Raw genomic sequence first — 17421 nt, 5'->3', positions numbered from 1 at the left:
CGGCATCGCGCGAAGGCGGTGCACCCCGACGCGCCGCAGCGTCAGCGCTATTCGCTGCTCGTCAGAGCAGCGAATAGACGAGCTGCTGGGTGTAGGCGTGCTGGGGGTCTTCCAGGATCTGGTCGGTCAAGCCGCTTTCGATGACGCGACCGTCCAGCATGACGAGCGTGCGGTCGGCCAGCATGCGGATGACGCCCAAATCGTGGCTGACCACGAGCATGCTGACGTTGAAGTCGCGACGGATCTGCTGGATGAGGTCGAGCACGGCGGCCTGCACGGACAGGTCGAGTCCCGTGGTCACCTCGTCGAGCAGGAGGATGGGCGGGTTGTTCGACAGCGCCTTGGCGATCTGCACGCGCTGCTGCATGCCGCCGGAGAAGTTGCGCGGCGGCTCGGCGGCTCGCGAGAGCGGGATGCTCACGCGCTCGAGCAGCTCCTCGCCGCGATCGCGCATGGCGCCCACGTGGCGGTTGCCGGCGGCGATCATCTGCTCCGCGATGTTCGACAGGCTGGAGAAATCCATGCGCAGCCCCAGGTAGGGGTTCTGGTACACCATGCCGAACACCGTGTTGCGGATGGCGCGCTGATGCTGGGACGACCGTTCCAGCAGGTTCGCCGCGCCGCCGTCGAACGGGCGGGCACGCACGTCTCCTTCCGTGGCCTCCTCGTCGAAGAACAGGCACTTCATGAGCGACGACTTCCCGCTGCCCGACTCGCCGACGATGCCGACGATCTCGCCCGGGAACACGTCGAGGCTCACGTCGCGCACGGCGTGCACCGTGCCGCACCGCGGGCACACGTTGCGCTCGAGCTGCGCGACCGCGCCGAGGCAGTGCGGGCATCCTGCCCCGAAGCGCTTCGACAGGTGCCGCACCGACAGGCACGGCTCCTCGTCGACGCCGAATCGTTGCGCATCAAGCATGGGGAGCTCCTTCCTCGCGTCGCTGCGCGCGATGTCCCACATGGGGACTGTCCCCATGTGGGGCACGCGCGCACCATGAGGTGTCGTTGCATTGGTAGTACGTTTCGCCGGTGGCTTCGTCGACGAGCTCGTCGAGGTAGACGCCCGTCGCGCCGCAACGGCGGCAGCGCTTCCCGTCGAAGCGCTCCACCGCGAAGGGGTAGTCCTCGAAGTCGAGGGGGACGACGTCGGTGAAGGGCGGCACGGCGTAGATCTTCTTCTCGCGGCCGGCTCCTAACAGCGTGAGGTGCCGCGCCTGGTTGAGCTTCAGGTTGTCGAAGCGCGGGATGGGCGACGGGGCCATCACGTAGCGGCCGTTCACCAGCACGGGGTGGTCGGCGCCGGTCGTGGTAGCGTCGTACCGCACGATCTGGTCGAACAGCTCGAGCCATGCGCCGGTGTAGTCGGCTTCGGCATGGAGGCGCTTGGTGGCGGCCTCGCTGGGCTCGAAGCTGCGCAGCGGCTCGGGCGTGGGCACCTGCAGCACGAGGATCTGGCCCTCGTCGAGCGGATGCTCGGGAATACGGTGGCGCGACTGGATGAGCGTGGCCGATTCCGTGTCGTCGGTCACCTCCACGTCGGTGGTGTCCACGACGAGCTTCTTGATGTTGACGGCGTTCACGCTGTCGTCGGATCCCTGGTCGATCACCTTGAGCGTGTCGTCGGGACCGATGATGGCCAGCGTGATCTGCAGGCCGCCCGTGCCCCAGCCGCGGCCGATGGGCATCTCGCGCGAGGCGAAGGGAACCTGGTAACCGGGGATGGACACGCCCTTGACGAGGGCGCGGCGGATTTCGCGCTTCGACGCCTCGTCGAAGAACGCGTAGTTATAGCGCTGCTGCATCGCTGGCCTCCTTCGGCTCGGCGGCGGACTGATCGCGCGTGCCGCGCACGCTGGACAGCTTCGACTGGAACGTGACGTAGTGGGGCAGCTTGAGGTGCGAGATGAAGCCGGTTGCTTCCACGCCGTCCACGTGGTAGAGCACGAACTCCTCGTCTTCGGTGGGGAACCGCGCATCTCCGTGCTCGAGGCAGTGATCGAGCACGCTCATGGCGATGGCCTTCGTCTCGGCGCGGCCGAACACGAGACCGTAGCCGATGGCCAGCGACAGGCCGTCGTCGTCGGAACGCGCGTCCGAGCCCGCGCCGCCGCCGGCCGCGCCTTCGTCCTCGAACACGCTTTCCACCTCGGTCACCGGGATGGAGCCCAGGTAGTAGGCGTCCTCGGCGCCGCCCGCCTCGAGCGGATGGTCCACGGCCACGGCCACGCGGCCCGCGCGCAACTCGCCCACCGTGGGGTGCGCGGGACCGAAGCCGCGGATGGCGGCGTAGCCGAGCGCCTCCACCGCCTGCGTCATACCGCGCGCGAGCGTCTGCAAGCGCACCGAGCGCGGCGCGGGGAACGACAGCGGCACCATCGTGGCGTCCACCGGCTCGGCGTCGTCGGCGTCGACGTGCGCGAGCAGGCCCTGGGCGCGCAGGTAGTCCAGCACGCGCGGCATGACCGCGGGAGCGGCGTCGCGCCCGGACGCTTCGGCGGCCTCCTCGAAGTGGGCGGCCAGCTCGGCGCGCTTCTCCGCCAGCTCCTCGGCGCCCTCGGTTTCCAGATCGAACGCCAGCAGCCGGTGGCTGTAGTCGCGCGTGGCGCCGAGCACCTGGCCGCCGGGCACGTCCTTGAACGCGGCCGACACGCGGCGGGCAACGCGCATCTGCGCCGTGTCCACCGGACGCGAGACGTAGGGGCGCTCCAGCGTGGAACGGAACGCGCGCAGCAGGAACACGGCCTCGTCGGGGGAGCCCTGCGCCTGCTTAAGCGCCAGCGCGGCCAGGCGCGGCGCGTAGAGCGAGGCCTCGCCCATCACCTGATCGACGAGCTCGGGGAAGGTGCCCTCGATCTCGTCGGTGCCCCAGGCGGACGACGCGCTCACGCGCTCGTATTCCAGCAGCTTGAGGCTCTCCTCGATGGCTTTGCCACCACCGCAGACGGCAACGTAGCCCATCTAGCACACCCCCTTTGCTGCGCACGCGTCTAACGCGTCGAAAGCGCCGAGCGCGACATCGGAATGTTTCACGTGAAACATTTGTTCCTTTATCGCACTACATTGCGTCGATTGTTTCATGTGAAACATCGACGAGGGATCACCGACGAGGGTCGCGCTGGAGCTGCGCGGGATGGCCACGATGCGGCCATCCGGGTCCACCAGCACGATCTCGATGCCGCACGGGAATTCGTCACCGCGCGCCTCGCGAGCGCGCACCCAGTCGGCACGGTCGACGGCGAAGCGGTTCTCGCACTCCACGCCCGGCCCGCGCAGCGCCACCACGTGCACGGCTGGCTCGGCGACCTCGCCGCCCTCGGGCACGTCGGCCAAGCGCGCGCAGCCCATGAGCACGGTGGCTCCCTTCTCCGGGGAGAGCAGCGTGCCGCGGCACGCCTCGGCCACCGCCTCGCACGCCGTTTGCGCATCCGCGCGGGCGGGCACCACCACGAAGTCGGCGTCGTGCAGGGGCACGCGGCGCGCGTGCGTCTCGCTCGTGAGGTAGGCGGCCGCGGCGTCAGCCTCGGAATCGGCCACGCAGAACGTCACCGCCTGGTCCACGAACAGGCGCGTCAGCAGCTCTAACGGCGCGTCGAGCGAGGCGGGACGCGCCGGATGCTCGGGCACCGACGCCATCTCGTGCACGGTGCCCGGATGCGCGAACGCGTCGAGCACGCAGCGGAACGCCCGCTGGGTGCGGTGCAGCTCCGCGTCTTCTCGTATCATCATGCTTCACCTCCGCTCGCCGAGCGAGCGGAGGGCGCCCGCTCGGGCGCATAGTCAGGGACTGGACGAGCCACTGGCTTGTCCAGCGTCGAGAAATCCACCTTCGTCGCCGCGGTCCGGCGCGCCTCGCGCTCGTCGCGGGCTTCGACACGCGCAAGCTCGGCGCGCAGCGGTGCGTCCCAGCGGGAAGCCCACGCGTCGCCGGCCGCTCCGGAGAACGCCGCGTCCACCACGGCCAGCTCGTAGGCGCGGCAGCGGTCGCTGCCCAGCACGAGGCCGAGGCCCACCGCGTCGTTCAAGCGCACGCGGCACGACGTCATGAGCGCCTCGCCGAGGAAGAACAGGCTACCCTGCGCCGTTTCGCGCGCCTGCACCATCACCAGTTCCTCGCGCGGCTCGTCGAGCACGACGAGCGCTTCGGCGCCCTGTTCGCGTTCGACCTCGCACACGATGACCCGCGCCAGCGCGGGGTCGCCCTCCACGAGGGCGCGCGTGCGTTCGTATCGTTTCAACAAAGTAGTACTCCCATCTGGTTTTCGTTTTACTGGTCGTTCGTAAGGTCAGCGAGGCCGTTCGCGGCGAGTGCAGACGTCGCGAAAGTGCACCGAAGCGTACTTTGGTACGCGAGGCGCGCTTGGAGCGCCGCCTGCGCCGCCACGGACGACCGCAGCGTCGAGTTTTCCGGCCGGCCGTCAGGCCGACGGAACCTATCTCTGCACGATGTAGCGTTTGCGCAGCTTGGTGGCCACCACTTCGAGCACGATGGCGACGGCCAGGCATAGGTACACGATCAGGCCCACCTCGTGGATGTTGTAGTAGAAGCTTCCCGCCAAGAACAGCTGGTAGCCGATGCCGCCCGCGCCCGCCACGGCGCCCACGGCCACGGCGTTCACGAAGTTGATCTCGAAGCGGATGAACGTCCACGACAGCATCTCGTTCACCTTCTCGGGCACCACGCCCTGGAACACCACCTGCCACCACGATGCGCCGCTGGCGCGCAGGGCCTCCAGCACGCCGGGGTCCACTTCCTCGAAGCTCTCCGAGTACGCCTTCACCAGGTACGCCACGCTGTGGAACATGAGGCCGATGACGGCCGCTTCGGGCCCGAGGCCGATGGCCACCGAGAACACGAGCACCCACAGGATGGTGGGCACGGCACGCGCCACGCTCATGAACACCTTGATGGCGTTGCTCACGCCCTTGTTCGACAGGTTGCACGAAGCCAGCAACCCCAGCACGAACGCGATGACCGCGCCGATGAACGTGGTCAGCAGCGCCAACGCCAACGACACGAACAGGCCCTCGATCACGTCGGGCAGCGTGAAGTGGCCGCCCAACCCCGGCTGCAGCATCATCGTGACGAAGTCCTCGAAGGCCGCGGCCATCGCCGCGGGAAACGCCACCTTCCCGTAGTCCATCGTGACGAGCGTGAACGCCGTCACCAGCGCGAACATTCCCAGCACCGCGTACAGCGACACGTTGGACTTGGAAGCCACATGCACCTTGATCTTCCCCGACCTCGCCGTGCGCATTCCGCGCGCCTCGTCCGTCGCACCCGTCATATGATCCGCCTCCTCACGAAATTCGAGATGAGCTCGCAGGCGATGACCACGAGGATGATGGACAGCAGCACGAGCCCCGCAATGTCGTAGCGAAAGCTCTTGTAGTACACGTCGAACACGAAGCCGATGCCGGTGCCGGTCAGGATGCCGATGAGCGTGGCGTCGCGGATGTTCGTCTCGATCATGTACAGCACCCAGCTGACCACCGACGTGATGCTCAGGGGAACGACCGCCTGCGCCACGATCTGGCCGTAGCTTGCACCGCACGCCCGCAGCGCCTCCACCGGCCCGGAGCTCATCTCGTCGATGCTCTCCAAAAAGCACCGGGTCAGGTAGCCGAAGCTCGTGAGGAACAGGGCGAAGAACCCGGTGAACTCGCTCTGCTTGAACGAGAACAGCAGGATGAATGCCCAGGCCACCACGGGGATGTTGCGGAACAGCGACGCGACGGCGCGCACGAGGAGGGGAAACGGCCCGCCCACCCCCACCGTTCGCGATCCCAACACGGCGCATATATACGCCAGAACCGCCGCCGTGCAGCTGGAGGCGATCGAGGCGAGAATCGTCGAACCCAGGGCGGGCAGGATGGTGCCCAGCTTCTGGAGGGAGGCGAAGGAGGGGGCGAACTGCGTCGCCATCCAAGCGAACCCGCCCGGGACGTCGAGGATTGCCTGCATGAAGTCGAAGCCGACGTACGTGCCCGACAGCGCACCGAGCGCCACGAACACGAACGCCATCGCCGCGATGGCCAGCGAACGCCTCAGGAAGAACGATCCATCGTAGGATCCGCGCGGAACCGCCCGGCGGGAGCGCCATCCTGCACGCATCCCCGCCAGCGGTCCCGCTGGCTGCACCGCGCGTTCCGTCATGCGGCCACCACCTCGGGCGCAGCTACGTCGGCGAGCGCCGGCGACGGCGCGCCTTCCGCGTCGGCTGCAGTGCCGTAGATGCGCGCGATCGTTGCTTCATCCAACTCGTCGGGGGTTCCGTCGAACACGAGCCTGCCGCCCGCCAGCCCCACGATGCGGTCCGAGAATTCCAGCGCGATCTCCACCTGGTGCAGGTTCACGAGGCACGCCACGCCCAGCTCGTCGGCCGCCCAGCGCAGATGCTCCATCACCGTGCGCGACGACTTCGGGTCGAGGCTGGCGATGGGCTCGTCGGCCAGCATGAGCAACGGGTCCTGCACGAGCGCCCGGGCGATGCCCACGCGCTGCTTCTGCCCGCCCGACAGCTGGTCGGTGCGGGTGTAGGCGAACTCGGAGAGGCCCACCTGGTCGAGAATCTCGAACGCGCGGCGCTTCTCCTCTTCGCTGAACAGGCCTAACATGCCCGCGACGGTGGACTTGTAGCCCAGACGCCCCTGCAGCACGTTCTCGATGGCCGTGGCGCGGTGCACCAGGTTGTAGTGCTGGAACACCATGGCGATGCGGCGGCGGCACGTGCGCAGCGCGCGGCCGCGCACGTGCGTCACGTCGTCGCCGTCGAACGTCACCGCGCCCTGCGTGGGGTCGATGAGACGGTTCACGCAACGCAGCAGCGTGGACTTGCCCGCGCCCGACGAGCCGATGACGCTGACGAACTCGCCTCGATGCACCTGGAGATCGACGCTATCGAGCGATTTCGACCAGCCGTCGTAACTCTTCGTCAGACCGCGCAGGTCCAGCAACACCTCGCTCATTACGCAGCCCCGCCCAACGTGCGGATGGGCTCGTACCAGGCGTCGTCGGTCTTCACGAAGCACGTCTTCTCGGAATCCTTCTCGAAGATGCCCTTGGCGTTCTCGTCCTCGGGATCGACGAAGATCTGCGGGTCATTCGCCACCTTGTCGGAGCAGAAGTAGTCGACGATCTTCGTGCGGTCCTCGTCGGAGATGGCTTCCTCGTTGAAGCAGATGGGCGAGTTCAGCACCGGCGTGATGGCGATGATGACGAACTCCTTGCCGCGCACGGTATCGAAGGGAGCTTCGGCGTTGTCCTTCGCCTTGTACACGGCGCCGATGCTGTTGGCCTCGCCCGACACGAGGTCGAGGTACATGTCCACGTCCACGTCGTCGAACGCGGCCACGTCGGCGTCGCCGGACAGCAGGTTCACGGCCGAGCCCTGGTGCGAGTTGCCGAACAGCACCTCGGAGAAGAACTTCCCGCTCTCGAGCAGCTCGTCGGAGCTGTCGAGGCCGAATTCCTGGACGATGCCGCTCGAGGGCACCTTGAAGCCTGAGGTGGACGTGGCGGACACGAACGAGAACGACTTGCCCTCGATGTTCTCGATGGAGTAGGAGCTGCCGCTCTTGTACTGGTCGGCGTCCTCTTTGCGTACGCAGATGCGGCTGTAGTAGCAGGCGCCTTCGAGGCCGCCGTCCTCGTCGCTGTTCGTGAACGCGGCCAGCACCTTCGGATTCTTCTTGTTGGCCTGCACGTAACCCTCGGGGCCTAAGAGCGCCATCTGCGCCTTGCCCGACGCGATGGCCTCGATGGCCACGTTGTAATCGGTGGAGGTCAGCAGGTTTGCCTCGCGGCCGCATGCGGCCTTGATAGCCGCGCCGATGGCCTCGCGCGAGGCGGTGAGGTCGGAGGACGAGTTGTCGGGCAGCCACACCATGGTGATGGGATCGGTGGATACTGCCGCAGAGCCCGCGCTCGCGTCGGCCGAAGTCGCGCCCGCCGCGGCGCCCGAGCCGCCCGCCGTGCATCCCGTCAAGGCGCCGAACATGCCCGCCATCGCCAGCGCCGCGCCGCCCGCCACGAACTGGCGCCTGCTCAAAAACCCTTCTGTCATGGTTGCGTTCCTCTCATATCCCCGGCGCCCATCGCCGGGATCGCATGCGTCTTCGGCACGGGCCGTCGCTGCGGCCAACGTGCGAGAACCATCGTAAGAAAGGAAGGTAAGAACGAGGGAAGGGGCGCGTAAAGATGCCCCCAAGTTTGAGCAAAGGGGGCATCAGGAACGGGAAAGGTTTGGGTAAAACGCGGGGCGTAAAACGCGGGGCAGGCGGGGCGGGGCGCGCAAGGCGCTGCGGGCGGGGCGCGGAGCAAAATGTTTCACGTGAAACATCCGTTCGCGGCGCCTCGTGCGCGGGCTTGCCGGCGGGCACCCTACTCGAAGTGCTCGGCGGCCACCTCAAGCTGGCGGACGATGTCGATGCCCTGGGGGCACATGGCTTCGCAGGCGCCGCAGGAGATGCACGTCGAGGCGGGACCGGGAGCGGCCTGCCACGAGTAGAGGCCCTTCACGAAGTCGCGGTTCTCGGTCATGAGCTCCAGGTTGAGCAGGCCGAGGATTTCGGGTATCACCACGCCTTGCGGACAGTCCTTCACGCAGTACCGACAGTTCGTGCACGGCACCGATGCCATGCCGCGCAACGTGTCGACGGCGGCGTCCATCGCGCGCTGCTCGTCGGACGAGAACGGGCGATTCGCTTGGTAATCGGTCACGTTCTGGCGCACCTGCTCCAGGTTCGACATGCCCGAGAGCACGGTGAGCACGTTCGGCAAGTTGTAGCAGAAACGGTACGCCCACGAGGCCAGGCTGGCGTCGGGGTCCGCCGCGCGCAGCACGTCGGCCACGCGTTGCGGCAGATCGACGAGGCGGCCGCCGCGCGCGGGCTCCATGATCACCACGGGCACGCCGTGCGTGTCGGCGATCTCCATGCAGCGGCGCGCTTGCACCACCGGGTCGTCCCAGTCGAGGTAGTTCACCTGCAGCTGCACGAAGTCCATCTGCGGGTGCGCCTTCAGCAGCGCCTCAAGGGCATCGGGGCCGTCGTGCATGGAGAAGCCGACGTTCCCGATGAGCCCCTCCTCTTTCTTTTGCAGCGCAAAATCCCACATGCCGTAGTCGTCGAACTTGGCGGTGCGCTCGCCGCCCACGTTGTGCAGCAGGTAGAAGTCCACGTAGTCGAGGCCCAGGCGTTCGAGCGACGTGGCCAGGTTGCTCTTGGCCTCCTCGGCGCTGGGCGCTGCCCAGGCCAGGCATTTCGTGGCCACGGTGTACGCGTCGCGCGGGTAGCGGTCGACGAGCGCCTCCTTGAGCGCGCGCTCGGACGCGCCTTCATGGTAGACGAACGCCGTGTCGAAGTACGTGCCGCCTCCCTCGATGAACGCGTCCACCATCCGCTTGAACTGCTCGACGTCGATGCTCTTCTGATCGGCGGGATCGAGCAGCGGCAGGCGCATGCAGCCGAAGCCCAGCTTCGGCGTGGTTTCGAATTCCGGTTTCATGGTGCTCCTCTCGATAGGTCCGCTTGTCATAGTAGAGGCTGGAGCGGACTCCAAGTCAAGTAGATTTTGGAAAGGGGCCCAGCCTCTCCCCTGCGTACGCGATGCGGACGAATGCCTCACGCGAAGCATTCGGGGAGGTCGGCAAAGCCTCTGAAGGGATCGCTTGGGACGTCTCAACGCTCCCGACCGACGGCGGAGGAGCAGTTCCCCCTTCCTCGCAGCGTGACCGAGAGCCAAACCGGTTTTGAGGCCTCTCGTGCAACTTTTTCGACTTTGTGGCATGAATACGAGTCGAAAACGGGCCTTCGGACGAACATCGGTCGCACTCGGACGGGATGTTCCCGGAAAACCTCTGGTCAGCTTTTCCGTAGTCTCTCTCGGCTTGCCACAAAGTCGAAAAAGTTGCACGAGAGGCCTCAAAACCGGTTTGGCTCGGGCAGGGATCGGCCCGTCGCGCGGGGGGGGTGCCGTAGTCTGGCAGCTTACGATGGGCAAGGCGGCCCATCGCGCGCGGAGGGGGTCAGCGACCTCGGGCGAGGAGGGCTTCGCGCCCATCCGCATCCAGCGGCCCGTCGCGCGGGGGCACCGGATGTTTCACGTGAAACATACGTTCGTCAAAGAGGCGTTATAGCTCGTTGAACAGCACCCGGAAGTCGTGCTCGAACACGCTGTCCTTCAGGCGTATGAAGGCGATGTCGTGCTCGATGGCCGGGCCATCCAGCTCCACGATGCGCAGCGTGCCAGCGGCCAGCTCGCGCGTCACGGCCGCTTCGTACAGAAACGAGATGCCCAGATCGCGCTCGACGAATATCTTGATGACGTCGAGACTCTCCACCACGCTCGTATGCGCGAAACCGTCCACCGTGAGGTTCTGGGCCGCCAGCGCGTGCTCGAGCACCGCGCGCGTGCCCGAGCCCGTTTCGCGCACGATGAGCCGCTCGTCGAACAGATCCTCCACGCGCACGGGCTCCGCGGCGAACTCGTGGTCGGCGGCGCACACGCACACGAGCCGCTCGGTGCGGAACACGTCCCACGCATACGCGCTCTTGTCGAAGAAGCCCTCCACGAACGCGCAGTCGATCTTGCCCGCATCGAGCAGCGCCAGAAGCTCGCCCGTGCCGCCCGAGCGTACCGTAGCGTGCAGCTCGGGATGGCGCCGCAGATAGTCGGCCAACGGCGCTGCAACCAGGTACTCGCCCGCCGTCAGCGTCATCCCCACGGCAAGCTCCACGCGCGCGCCCGTGGCCGCACTGCGCACGCGCTCGCGCAGCAGGTGCTCGTCGTGCGCCATCGTGGCGAGCGCGTCGCGCAGCAGCGCGCCCGCATCGGTGAGCTGCAGCTTCTTGTTGCGGTACGTGAACAAGGGCACGCCGTATGCGCGCTCGAGATGAGCGACGTGCTGTGACACCGCCGGCTGGGTGATGCTCAGCTCCTCGGCGGCGCGCGTGTAGTTCATCGTCCGGCAAACGGTCAGAAACGTTTCGACGCGGAAATCCTGCATTGCGGCTCCTATCAGGCGAAGCGCTATTCATAAGATAAATTTATCATAACATAACTATTTAAAAGTTTTCTTTTGCATTCGGTGGTGAAAGAATGGGCACCGGCCCCCAAGGCTGCCGCGTGCGTGTTTCAGATGGAGCATCGCGCGGGACCCCTCCCACCCACGCGTATCAAGGAGTATGATGCGCGACAGTAGAAAGGTTACGCCGTGCGCGATATCATCAAAAAGGTACCCATCCCCACCGCAGGCGTTGCGCTCGGCTTGGCCGCGTTGGGCAATTTGCTGCAACCCTACACCGAGATCATCCACATCGTCTGCGGCGCCCTGGCGCTGCTGCTCATCGTCTTGCTCGCTGCCAAGATCATCATGTTTCCCGGCATGATTCGCGACGACTTGCACAACTCCATCATGGCCAGCGTGAGCGCAACGCTCTTCATGACGCTCATGCAGCTGGCCGGCTACCTCGCCCCGCTCGCCTACGTTCCGGCGTTCGTGCTATGGTCGGCCGCCATCATCGCGCACCTTGCGCTCATGGGCTGGTTCACCGTGCGGTTCATCGCGCATTTCAAGCTGCACGAGGTGTTCCCCACCTACTTCATCTGCTACGTGGGCATCGTCGTGGCCTCCGCCACCGCCCCCTCGTTCGGCATGGAGCCGGTGGGCCACCTGCTGTTCTGGTTCGGGTTCGCGTGCTACCTGGTGCTGCTTGCCCTCGTGACGTACCGCTACGTCAAGCACGAGATCCCCGAGAGCGCCCGCCCGCTGTTCTGCATCTACACCGCGCCGATGAGCCTGTCCATCGTAGGCTACCTGGCCACGGCCCCCGAGCCGAACCCCCTGTTCGTCGGCATCATGCTCGTGCTGGCGCAGGCGCTGTTCGTGGTGGTGCTGACGCGCCTGCCCATCCTGCTGCGCCTCAAGTTCTACCCCAGCTACGCGGCCATGACGTTCCCCTTCGTCATCACCGCCACGGCGCTCGTCAAGGCGCTCGCGTTCTTCCAAACAAGCGGCCTGTTCGTGCCCGAGGCGCTGTACGTGCTGTTCGCGGCCGAAGCGGCGGTGTCGGTGGTCATGGTAGGCTACGTGCTCGCGCACTACCTGCACTTCTTCTTCAAGCGCATCGAGGCGCCGGAAAGCGCCGCCGTCATCCGCGAGAACAAGCAGATCGCCCGCTTCTCGGAGAACTTCGAGAACTAGGAAAGCTTGGAAGCATGCCAGGTAGCGGATGCTCCACGTGGAACATCCGCTTGCGCATGGGACGACCACTCGCCCACGCGCAAGGCGCCCTCGCTCAATGAGACAATAACCCCGTCCCTTTGTCTCATTCCTCCCGTTCGAGGGCACGGGCCAGAATTTGCATGCGCGCTTCCACGTCCTCGATGATGCGGCTGCAATCCTTAAGCTCGTCGTAGGAGTCGATCCCCTGGACCTCGCTCACGGACTTGTACTTCAGATCGTGCTCCAAGCTGGCCCAGAAGTCCATGGCGATGGTGCGCAGCTGCACCTCGACGGGAATGAGCTCTTTCTTGTCGAGGAAGTACACGGGGATGCGCACGATGACGTGCAGGCTGCGGTAGCCGTTCGGCTTCGGGTTGTAGATGTAGTCTTTGATCTCCACGATCTCGAGGTCGTCCTGCTTCTGCAGCAGCTCCAAGAGGTTGTACACGTCGTGGATGTACGAGCAGATCACGCGCACGCCGGCCACGTCCATGATGTAGCGCTCGAGGTTCTCGAGCGTGGGCTCCTTGCCGTAGCGCTCCAGCTTCTCGAAGATGCTCGCGGGCTTCTTGATGCGCGACTCCACGTGATGGATGGGATTGCGATGCTTCTTGAGGTTGAGGTCCTGGTCGAGGATCTCGAAGCGCACCATCATCTCGCGCATGGCGGCCTGGTACTTCTGGATGATCTCGCGGGTTTTCGCCTCGGCGTCGCGCAGGCGCTGCAGGTCGTCGATGGGGCCGCGCAGGTCGTCGGTCAGCAGGAAGGGGTAGCGGTGGACGTCCCCGCTCTTCTGCTCGTCAACCACGAGGCGGCGATCGGAGGGTTGCTGCGCTGCGTCTGCCATGACGAAAACTCCTTCGGGCAACGGTGTTCTACTCGCCCTTATGATAGCCAAGCCGACGTCTGCGCGCCGCCCCGGCCGCCGAACCCCGCGCAATCACCAGATGCGACACCGCAGGCGTACGGGGAAGCAGCTGCCGCCGGCGCTGCGCGGGATCCTTCGATTCCGCCACCGCGCCGCTCCGCGCACGACGACAGCGCCGTGCTACTTCTCGTGCACGCAGATACGGTTTTTGCCGGAACGCTTGGCCTGGTAGAGGGCCTCGTCGGCCTTCACGAACACGTCGCGGTACGCCACGTCGTCGTCTTCGGGAACGTACACGCCCATGCTCACCGACGGCACGCTGTCCAACGAGCTCACCTTCACGGCGGCAAGCTGGCGCTTGACCTGCTCGAGCTTGTCCAGGGCAACCTCGAGGTCGATGTTCTTCAGCAGCAGCACGAACTCGTCGCCCCCTACGCGGCCCGCCACGTCGGATTCTCGGAAGTTCGAGCGCAGCACGCCTCCCACCTCATGCAGCAGCATGTCGCCCACGATGTGCCCGTACGTGTCGTTCACGTGCTTGAAGTCGTCGATGTCGAGCGCGACGCACACGCTGTGCCGCCGCACCGACGCATCGGCGAGCGCCGCAGCCACGAGATCCTGCGTGGCCGCATGGTTGCTCAGCCCGGTCGTGGCGTCGTATTCGGCGCGGAACCGCAGGTCGTGCTCGTTGTTGATATCCTCGATGAGACCCACGAGATGCCACGACCCCGCATCGTCATGGGCCACGAACAGGTTGGCGCGGTACCAGGCGTATCCGGTGCCGTAGTAGTCGGCCCGGTACTCGATGGCCACTTCGCTCGCGCCCGATCGGGCGTTTTCGAACATCTGGCGCACATCGTCCATGCTGTCGGGATGCACGACCTCGCTGCGCGCCGTCGTCAGCGTCTCAAGATAATGAGGTATGACCTGGGCTTCCATACCGCTTCCGTTGCGATCCATGTACAGCAGCACCGTGTCGGAATCGGAGTCGTAGTCGAAGCTCATCTTATGCGTCATCTCGCTGAGCAAGCGGTACCGCTCGTTCTGCCACGAGCGTTCGCGCTGGTCGCGCAGCTCGTCCGTCACGTCGCGCACCACCGCGTACAGCGCCAGCGCGTCGTCGGTTTCCCTCATGACACGGCCCTGAATGCGCACGTCGATGGGAACGCCGTCCTGCCGTACCGTGCGCAGGCCCACATCGAGCTCGCCGCCGTCCTCGATGAAGCCCTGCCGGTTGCAGTACTCGTCGAGCTCCCGCACCTCGTCGCTCAAAGCGAGCGGTGCGTCCCATTCCAGGTTCTCGGGCGCGCCCGGCAGCTCGTCGCCGAACATCGTGCGCAGACGGTCGTTCGCATAACGCAGTCGAACCTCCCCATCGTGCGAGGTGAACACGCCCACGCCCACCGGAAGCTTGCCCATGGTGTCGAGAACGCGCATCGTCACCTTGCGGTCCTCAACCGATATGCGCTCCGTCACGTCCTTGCTGCAACACAGGATGCCGTGCTCCGACACGCGCAGCAAGAGGCTTTGGTACCAGCAGCGCCGGCCGTCGAATTCCATGCGGTACGTGCACACGACGGGGCTGTCGCCGTCGCTTTCGAGGCATTCGTCAAGCGCGGCGCGCAGGCGGGCGCGATCCTCGACGTCGGGCAGGCGGTCGGTCCAGAACTTGAACGCCTTGTCGAGGGGCAGCGTCTTGCCGGTGCGCGGCCTGCCCGACGAGTACAGCGACCGATACGTCTTGCGGGCGCCGTCGAACTCGATGATCTCGTCGTACACCGAGCACAGCACCGTCGCGTAGCGGCGGATATCCTGCTCGTAGCGTTTTTGCTGGCGTTCCGACACGTCCAAGAACGCGCTTTGGATAAGGGCGCGGCCGTCGACGTCGCGCTCGAGCGCCGATGTGCCCTCGATCCACCCGGTAGAGCCGTCGCGACGCACGAACCGATACGTGAAGTCGAGAGGAGCGGCCCCGTCGTTGAGCGCCTGCACCGTCTGGCTATGCAGGGCATCATCGTCGTCGTGGATGGGGATGATCTTGCCCCCGGCCATCCCGGCGCGATAGGCCTCGGCGTCGGCGTAGCCGAATATCTCGCAGCCCTTCTTATTGATGAACAACACGCGCGGATCATCGCCCACCGTGTAGCGCACGATACCGCACGGGACGGAGTCGTTCAATCGATGCTGCAGCTCGCTCTGGACGCGAAGGCGCTTCTCGTTCTCCTTCTCGTGCGTCACGTCGATGAAGACGGCTACCGCGTACAGCGCGACGTCGTCGCGGTACATCGTGGATGCCGACAGGTGCAGCCACGCGACGCTTCCATCCCGATGCAATACGCGCATGACGCACGACGAACGGGCCGCGCCCGACACCAGCTCCGTCGCAACCGCTTCGACGATCGGCCGGTCTTCCGGATGCACCACGGCAAGGGCGTCGAAGCGCGAATGCTCCTGGTATTGCTCGCGCGTGTAGCCGATCATTGCGGCGGTCGTATCGCTGAAATCGAGCAGCCGTATGCCTCCGGAGGACACCTCGTAGAAGGCGAGCCCTCCCGGAATAGTGTCGCGCGTGGCTGCGAGCCGATCGCGCAGGGCCTGCTCCTGGGTGGTCTCCTCGGCGAGCAAGTACAGGTTGCTCAAGTCGCCGGCGCGCGACAGCAGGCGCACGCGGACGCGGATCCAGCGACCGCGGCCGTTGCTGCGAAGGCGCAGCTCGCTTTCGGCGTCACCCTCGCCGGCAACCGCCCGACGGAGGGCTTCCCGCAAGGGCCCGCGATCCTCTTCGAGCAGCTGCGCCAGCATGTTCTTGCGCAGCCGTTCGGCCATCGCAGGATCTTCGGCCATGCCGAACAGGTTGGAGAACTCGTGGTTCGCGCGCACGATTTCAAGCGTTTTGTTATCGTACTCGGCGATGGCGGCAGCGCCCACGTAACTGTTGAAGATGAGTGCCAACTGAGAATCCGCATTCCAGAATTCGGCCACGTCATCCTGCATGTTCTCGGTGCGAGGCCGCTGCAGACCTTCATGGGCGCTCTCGGCCAGCATACGCTCGAACGTCTCGCGATCAACCGGCCGCGAGAACAGGTAGCCTTGCATGTACTCGCACCCGATGCTGGCAAGGTAGGCCGCCTGCTTCGACGTTTCCACGCCCTCGGCGATGGTCGGCAAGTCCAGCCAGCGCGCCATGCGCACGATGGACGCCAGGATGAGGCCGCCGCGCGTGCTTTCGTGTGTGTCGAGAAAGCCCATGTCCAGCTTCAACACGTCCACCGGCACGTCCTTCAGCGTGTTGAGCGACGAGTAGCCGCTGCCGAAGTCGTCCATCTCCACGGTGAAGCCGGCGCTGCGCAGGTCTTTGACCGCCCCGATGAGCTGATCGGGCGATTCCATGTAGGCGCTTTCCGTGATCTCGAGGTTGAGCAGGCTGGGAGGAACGTCGTAGCGCTCCGCCAGGCCCTTGAGGTACGAGCACAGGTCCGCGCGGTAGATGTCGGCACGCGACAGGTTCACCGACAGGTGCGGGACGGCATCGACGCCCCATTCGTCGATCCATGCGCGCAGGCAGCGGCACGCCTGGTCCCACATATAATAGTCGAACCGGGAGATGAGGCCGTTGCGCTCGAACACGGGAATGAATTCGGCAGGGCCCAGCAGGCCGCGGTCGGGGTGCTGCCAGCGCGCGAGCACTTCGGCACCGGTCATAAGCCCGGTCGCGTAGCGGTACTGCGGCTGGAAGAAGGGCACGAACTGGCCCTGGTCGAGCGCCGCGGTCATCTCGCCGGCCAGCTGCTGCTCTTTCAACAGCGACACGCGCAGCGTTTCGTCGTACAGCACGTAACGGCTGCCCACGGAGCCGCCCTTCGCGGCGCGTAGAGCCAGCAGGGCGCGGTCGCACATGAGGCTGACGTCCAGCTCGGAATCGTCGATGGGGTACACGCCCATGCGCACGAAGAAGGTGAAATCCTCGCGATAGGCGCCGAACCACTCGTTGAACACGGCCAGCATGCGATCGGGATCGAACAGCACGCGAGGAAAGCAGCCGATGAAATGGTCGGCGCGCAGGCGGGCGGCCACCGCGCCGGTCGGAAGGTTGCGGTGGATCATCTCGCCGATATCGGCGAGCAGGCTGTCGCCCGCCGAGGTGCCGAAGAGGTCGTTGTACGCCTTGAAACGGTCGATGTCGCCGTATACGAGGACGTACGCCTCATCGGGATGGGCGTCGATCAGGGCACGCACGCGCGTGTTGAATCCGCTGCGGTTTAGAAGACCGGAAAGGGCGTCTCGCTCAGAAGGGCTGAATGAGCCCCCCCCCCCCGACGGTTTTTT

14 protein-coding genes are annotated in these 17421 nt (G+C 65.8%); 1 reads left to right on the top strand and 13 read right to left on the bottom strand.

Annotated elements, in window-relative coordinates; all coding sequences use genetic code 11:
- Positions 1-61 precede the first annotated feature (61 nt).
- The 11 genes from C1A15_RS03695 to C1A15_RS03645 form a co-directional block, all read right to left on the bottom strand.
- Positions 62-922: an ATP-binding cassette domain-containing protein gene (locus tag C1A15_RS03695; protein WP_101721315.1), complete on the bottom strand. Its 861-nt coding sequence runs from the start codon at positions 920-922 to the stop codon at positions 62-64.
- On the bottom strand, positions 915-1805 hold the full coding sequence (locus C1A15_RS03690; RefSeq protein WP_101721314.1) for an alpha-D-ribose 1-methylphosphonate 5-phosphate C-P-lyase PhnJ: 891 nt from the start codon (positions 1803-1805) through the stop codon (positions 915-917). Before C1A15_RS03690 ends, C1A15_RS03695 begins: the two co-directional genes overlap by 8 nt.
- The gene (locus tag C1A15_RS03685) at positions 1789-2961 is read right to left on the bottom strand and encodes a carbon-phosphorus lyase complex subunit PhnI (protein ID WP_101721313.1); all 1173 of its coding nucleotides are present in this window, start codon (positions 2959-2961) and stop codon (positions 1789-1791) included. Before C1A15_RS03685 ends, C1A15_RS03690 begins: the two co-directional genes overlap by 17 nt.
- Positions 2962-3729, bottom strand: coding sequence for a phosphonate C-P lyase system protein PhnH (gene phnH, locus C1A15_RS03680; RefSeq protein ID WP_101721312.1), 768 nt, complete (start codon positions 3727-3729; stop codon positions 2962-2964).
- Entirely contained in the window at positions 3726-4241 is a 516-nt protein-coding gene (phnG, locus tag C1A15_RS03675; RefSeq protein WP_245864899.1) for a phosphonate C-P lyase system protein PhnG, read from the bottom strand. Before phnG ends, phnH begins: the two co-directional genes overlap by 4 nt.
- 192 nt (positions 4242-4433) lie before the next feature.
- Positions 4434-5288: a PhnE/PtxC family ABC transporter permease gene (locus tag C1A15_RS03670; RefSeq protein WP_101721311.1), complete on the bottom strand. Its 855-nt coding sequence runs from the start codon at positions 5286-5288 to the stop codon at positions 4434-4436.
- On the bottom strand, positions 5285-6157 hold the full coding sequence (locus C1A15_RS03665) for a PhnE/PtxC family ABC transporter permease (RefSeq protein ID WP_101721310.1): 873 nt from the start codon (positions 6155-6157) through the stop codon (positions 5285-5287). Before C1A15_RS03665 ends, C1A15_RS03670 begins: the two co-directional genes overlap by 4 nt.
- On the bottom strand, positions 6154-6969 hold the full coding sequence (gene phnC, locus C1A15_RS03660) for a phosphonate ABC transporter ATP-binding protein (protein WP_101721309.1): 816 nt from the start codon (positions 6967-6969) through the stop codon (positions 6154-6156). Before phnC ends, C1A15_RS03665 begins: the two co-directional genes overlap by 4 nt.
- On the bottom strand, positions 6969-8066 hold the full coding sequence (locus tag C1A15_RS03655) for a phosphate/phosphite/phosphonate ABC transporter substrate-binding protein (RefSeq protein WP_101721308.1): 1098 nt from the start codon (positions 8064-8066) through the stop codon (positions 6969-6971). The genes phnC and C1A15_RS03655 overlap by 1 nt, the downstream gene beginning before the upstream one ends.
- Positions 8067-8383: 317 nt before the next feature.
- On the bottom strand, positions 8384-9508 hold the full coding sequence (locus tag C1A15_RS03650) for an aldo/keto reductase (protein WP_101721307.1): 1125 nt from the start codon (positions 9506-9508) through the stop codon (positions 8384-8386).
- Between the two features lie 625 nt (positions 9509-10133).
- Positions 10134-11009 (bottom strand): LysR family transcriptional regulator, encoded by an 876-nt coding sequence (locus C1A15_RS03645; RefSeq protein WP_101721306.1) that lies wholly within the window; start codon positions 11007-11009, stop codon positions 10134-10136.
- Positions 11010-11216: 207 nt separating this feature from the next.
- Between C1A15_RS03645 and C1A15_RS03640 the strand changes: the two genes are divergently transcribed.
- Positions 11217-12206 carry a TDT family transporter gene (locus C1A15_RS03640; protein WP_101721305.1) on the top strand — a complete coding sequence of 330 codons (990 nt, stop codon included), beginning with the start codon at positions 11217-11219 and terminating at the stop codon, positions 12204-12206.
- Positions 12207-12330: 124 nt separating this feature from the next.
- On the opposite strand, the gene C1A15_RS03635 is transcribed toward C1A15_RS03640, so the two are convergent.
- Together C1A15_RS03635 and C1A15_RS03630 are read right to left on the bottom strand one after the other, a co-directional pair.
- Positions 12331-13074 carry a GTP pyrophosphokinase gene (locus C1A15_RS03635; RefSeq protein ID WP_101721304.1) on the bottom strand — a complete coding sequence of 248 codons (744 nt, stop codon included), beginning with the start codon at positions 13072-13074 and terminating at the stop codon, positions 12331-12333.
- Positions 13075-13275: 201 nt separating this feature from the next.
- A complete protein-coding gene (locus C1A15_RS03630; protein ID WP_219618175.1) occupies positions 13276-17331 on the bottom strand; it encodes an EAL domain-containing protein in 4056 nt (1351 codons plus the stop codon).
- Between the last annotated feature and the right edge of the window lie 90 nt (positions 17332-17421).

Source organism: Eggerthella timonensis (assembly GCF_900184265.1).
In the GTDB taxonomy this organism is placed as follows: Bacteria; Actinomycetota; Coriobacteriia; order Coriobacteriales; family Eggerthellaceae; genus Eggerthella; species Eggerthella timonensis.
Note: the sequence above shows the minus strand (reverse complement) of the source record. Positions and strands in the feature narration are given on the sequence as shown.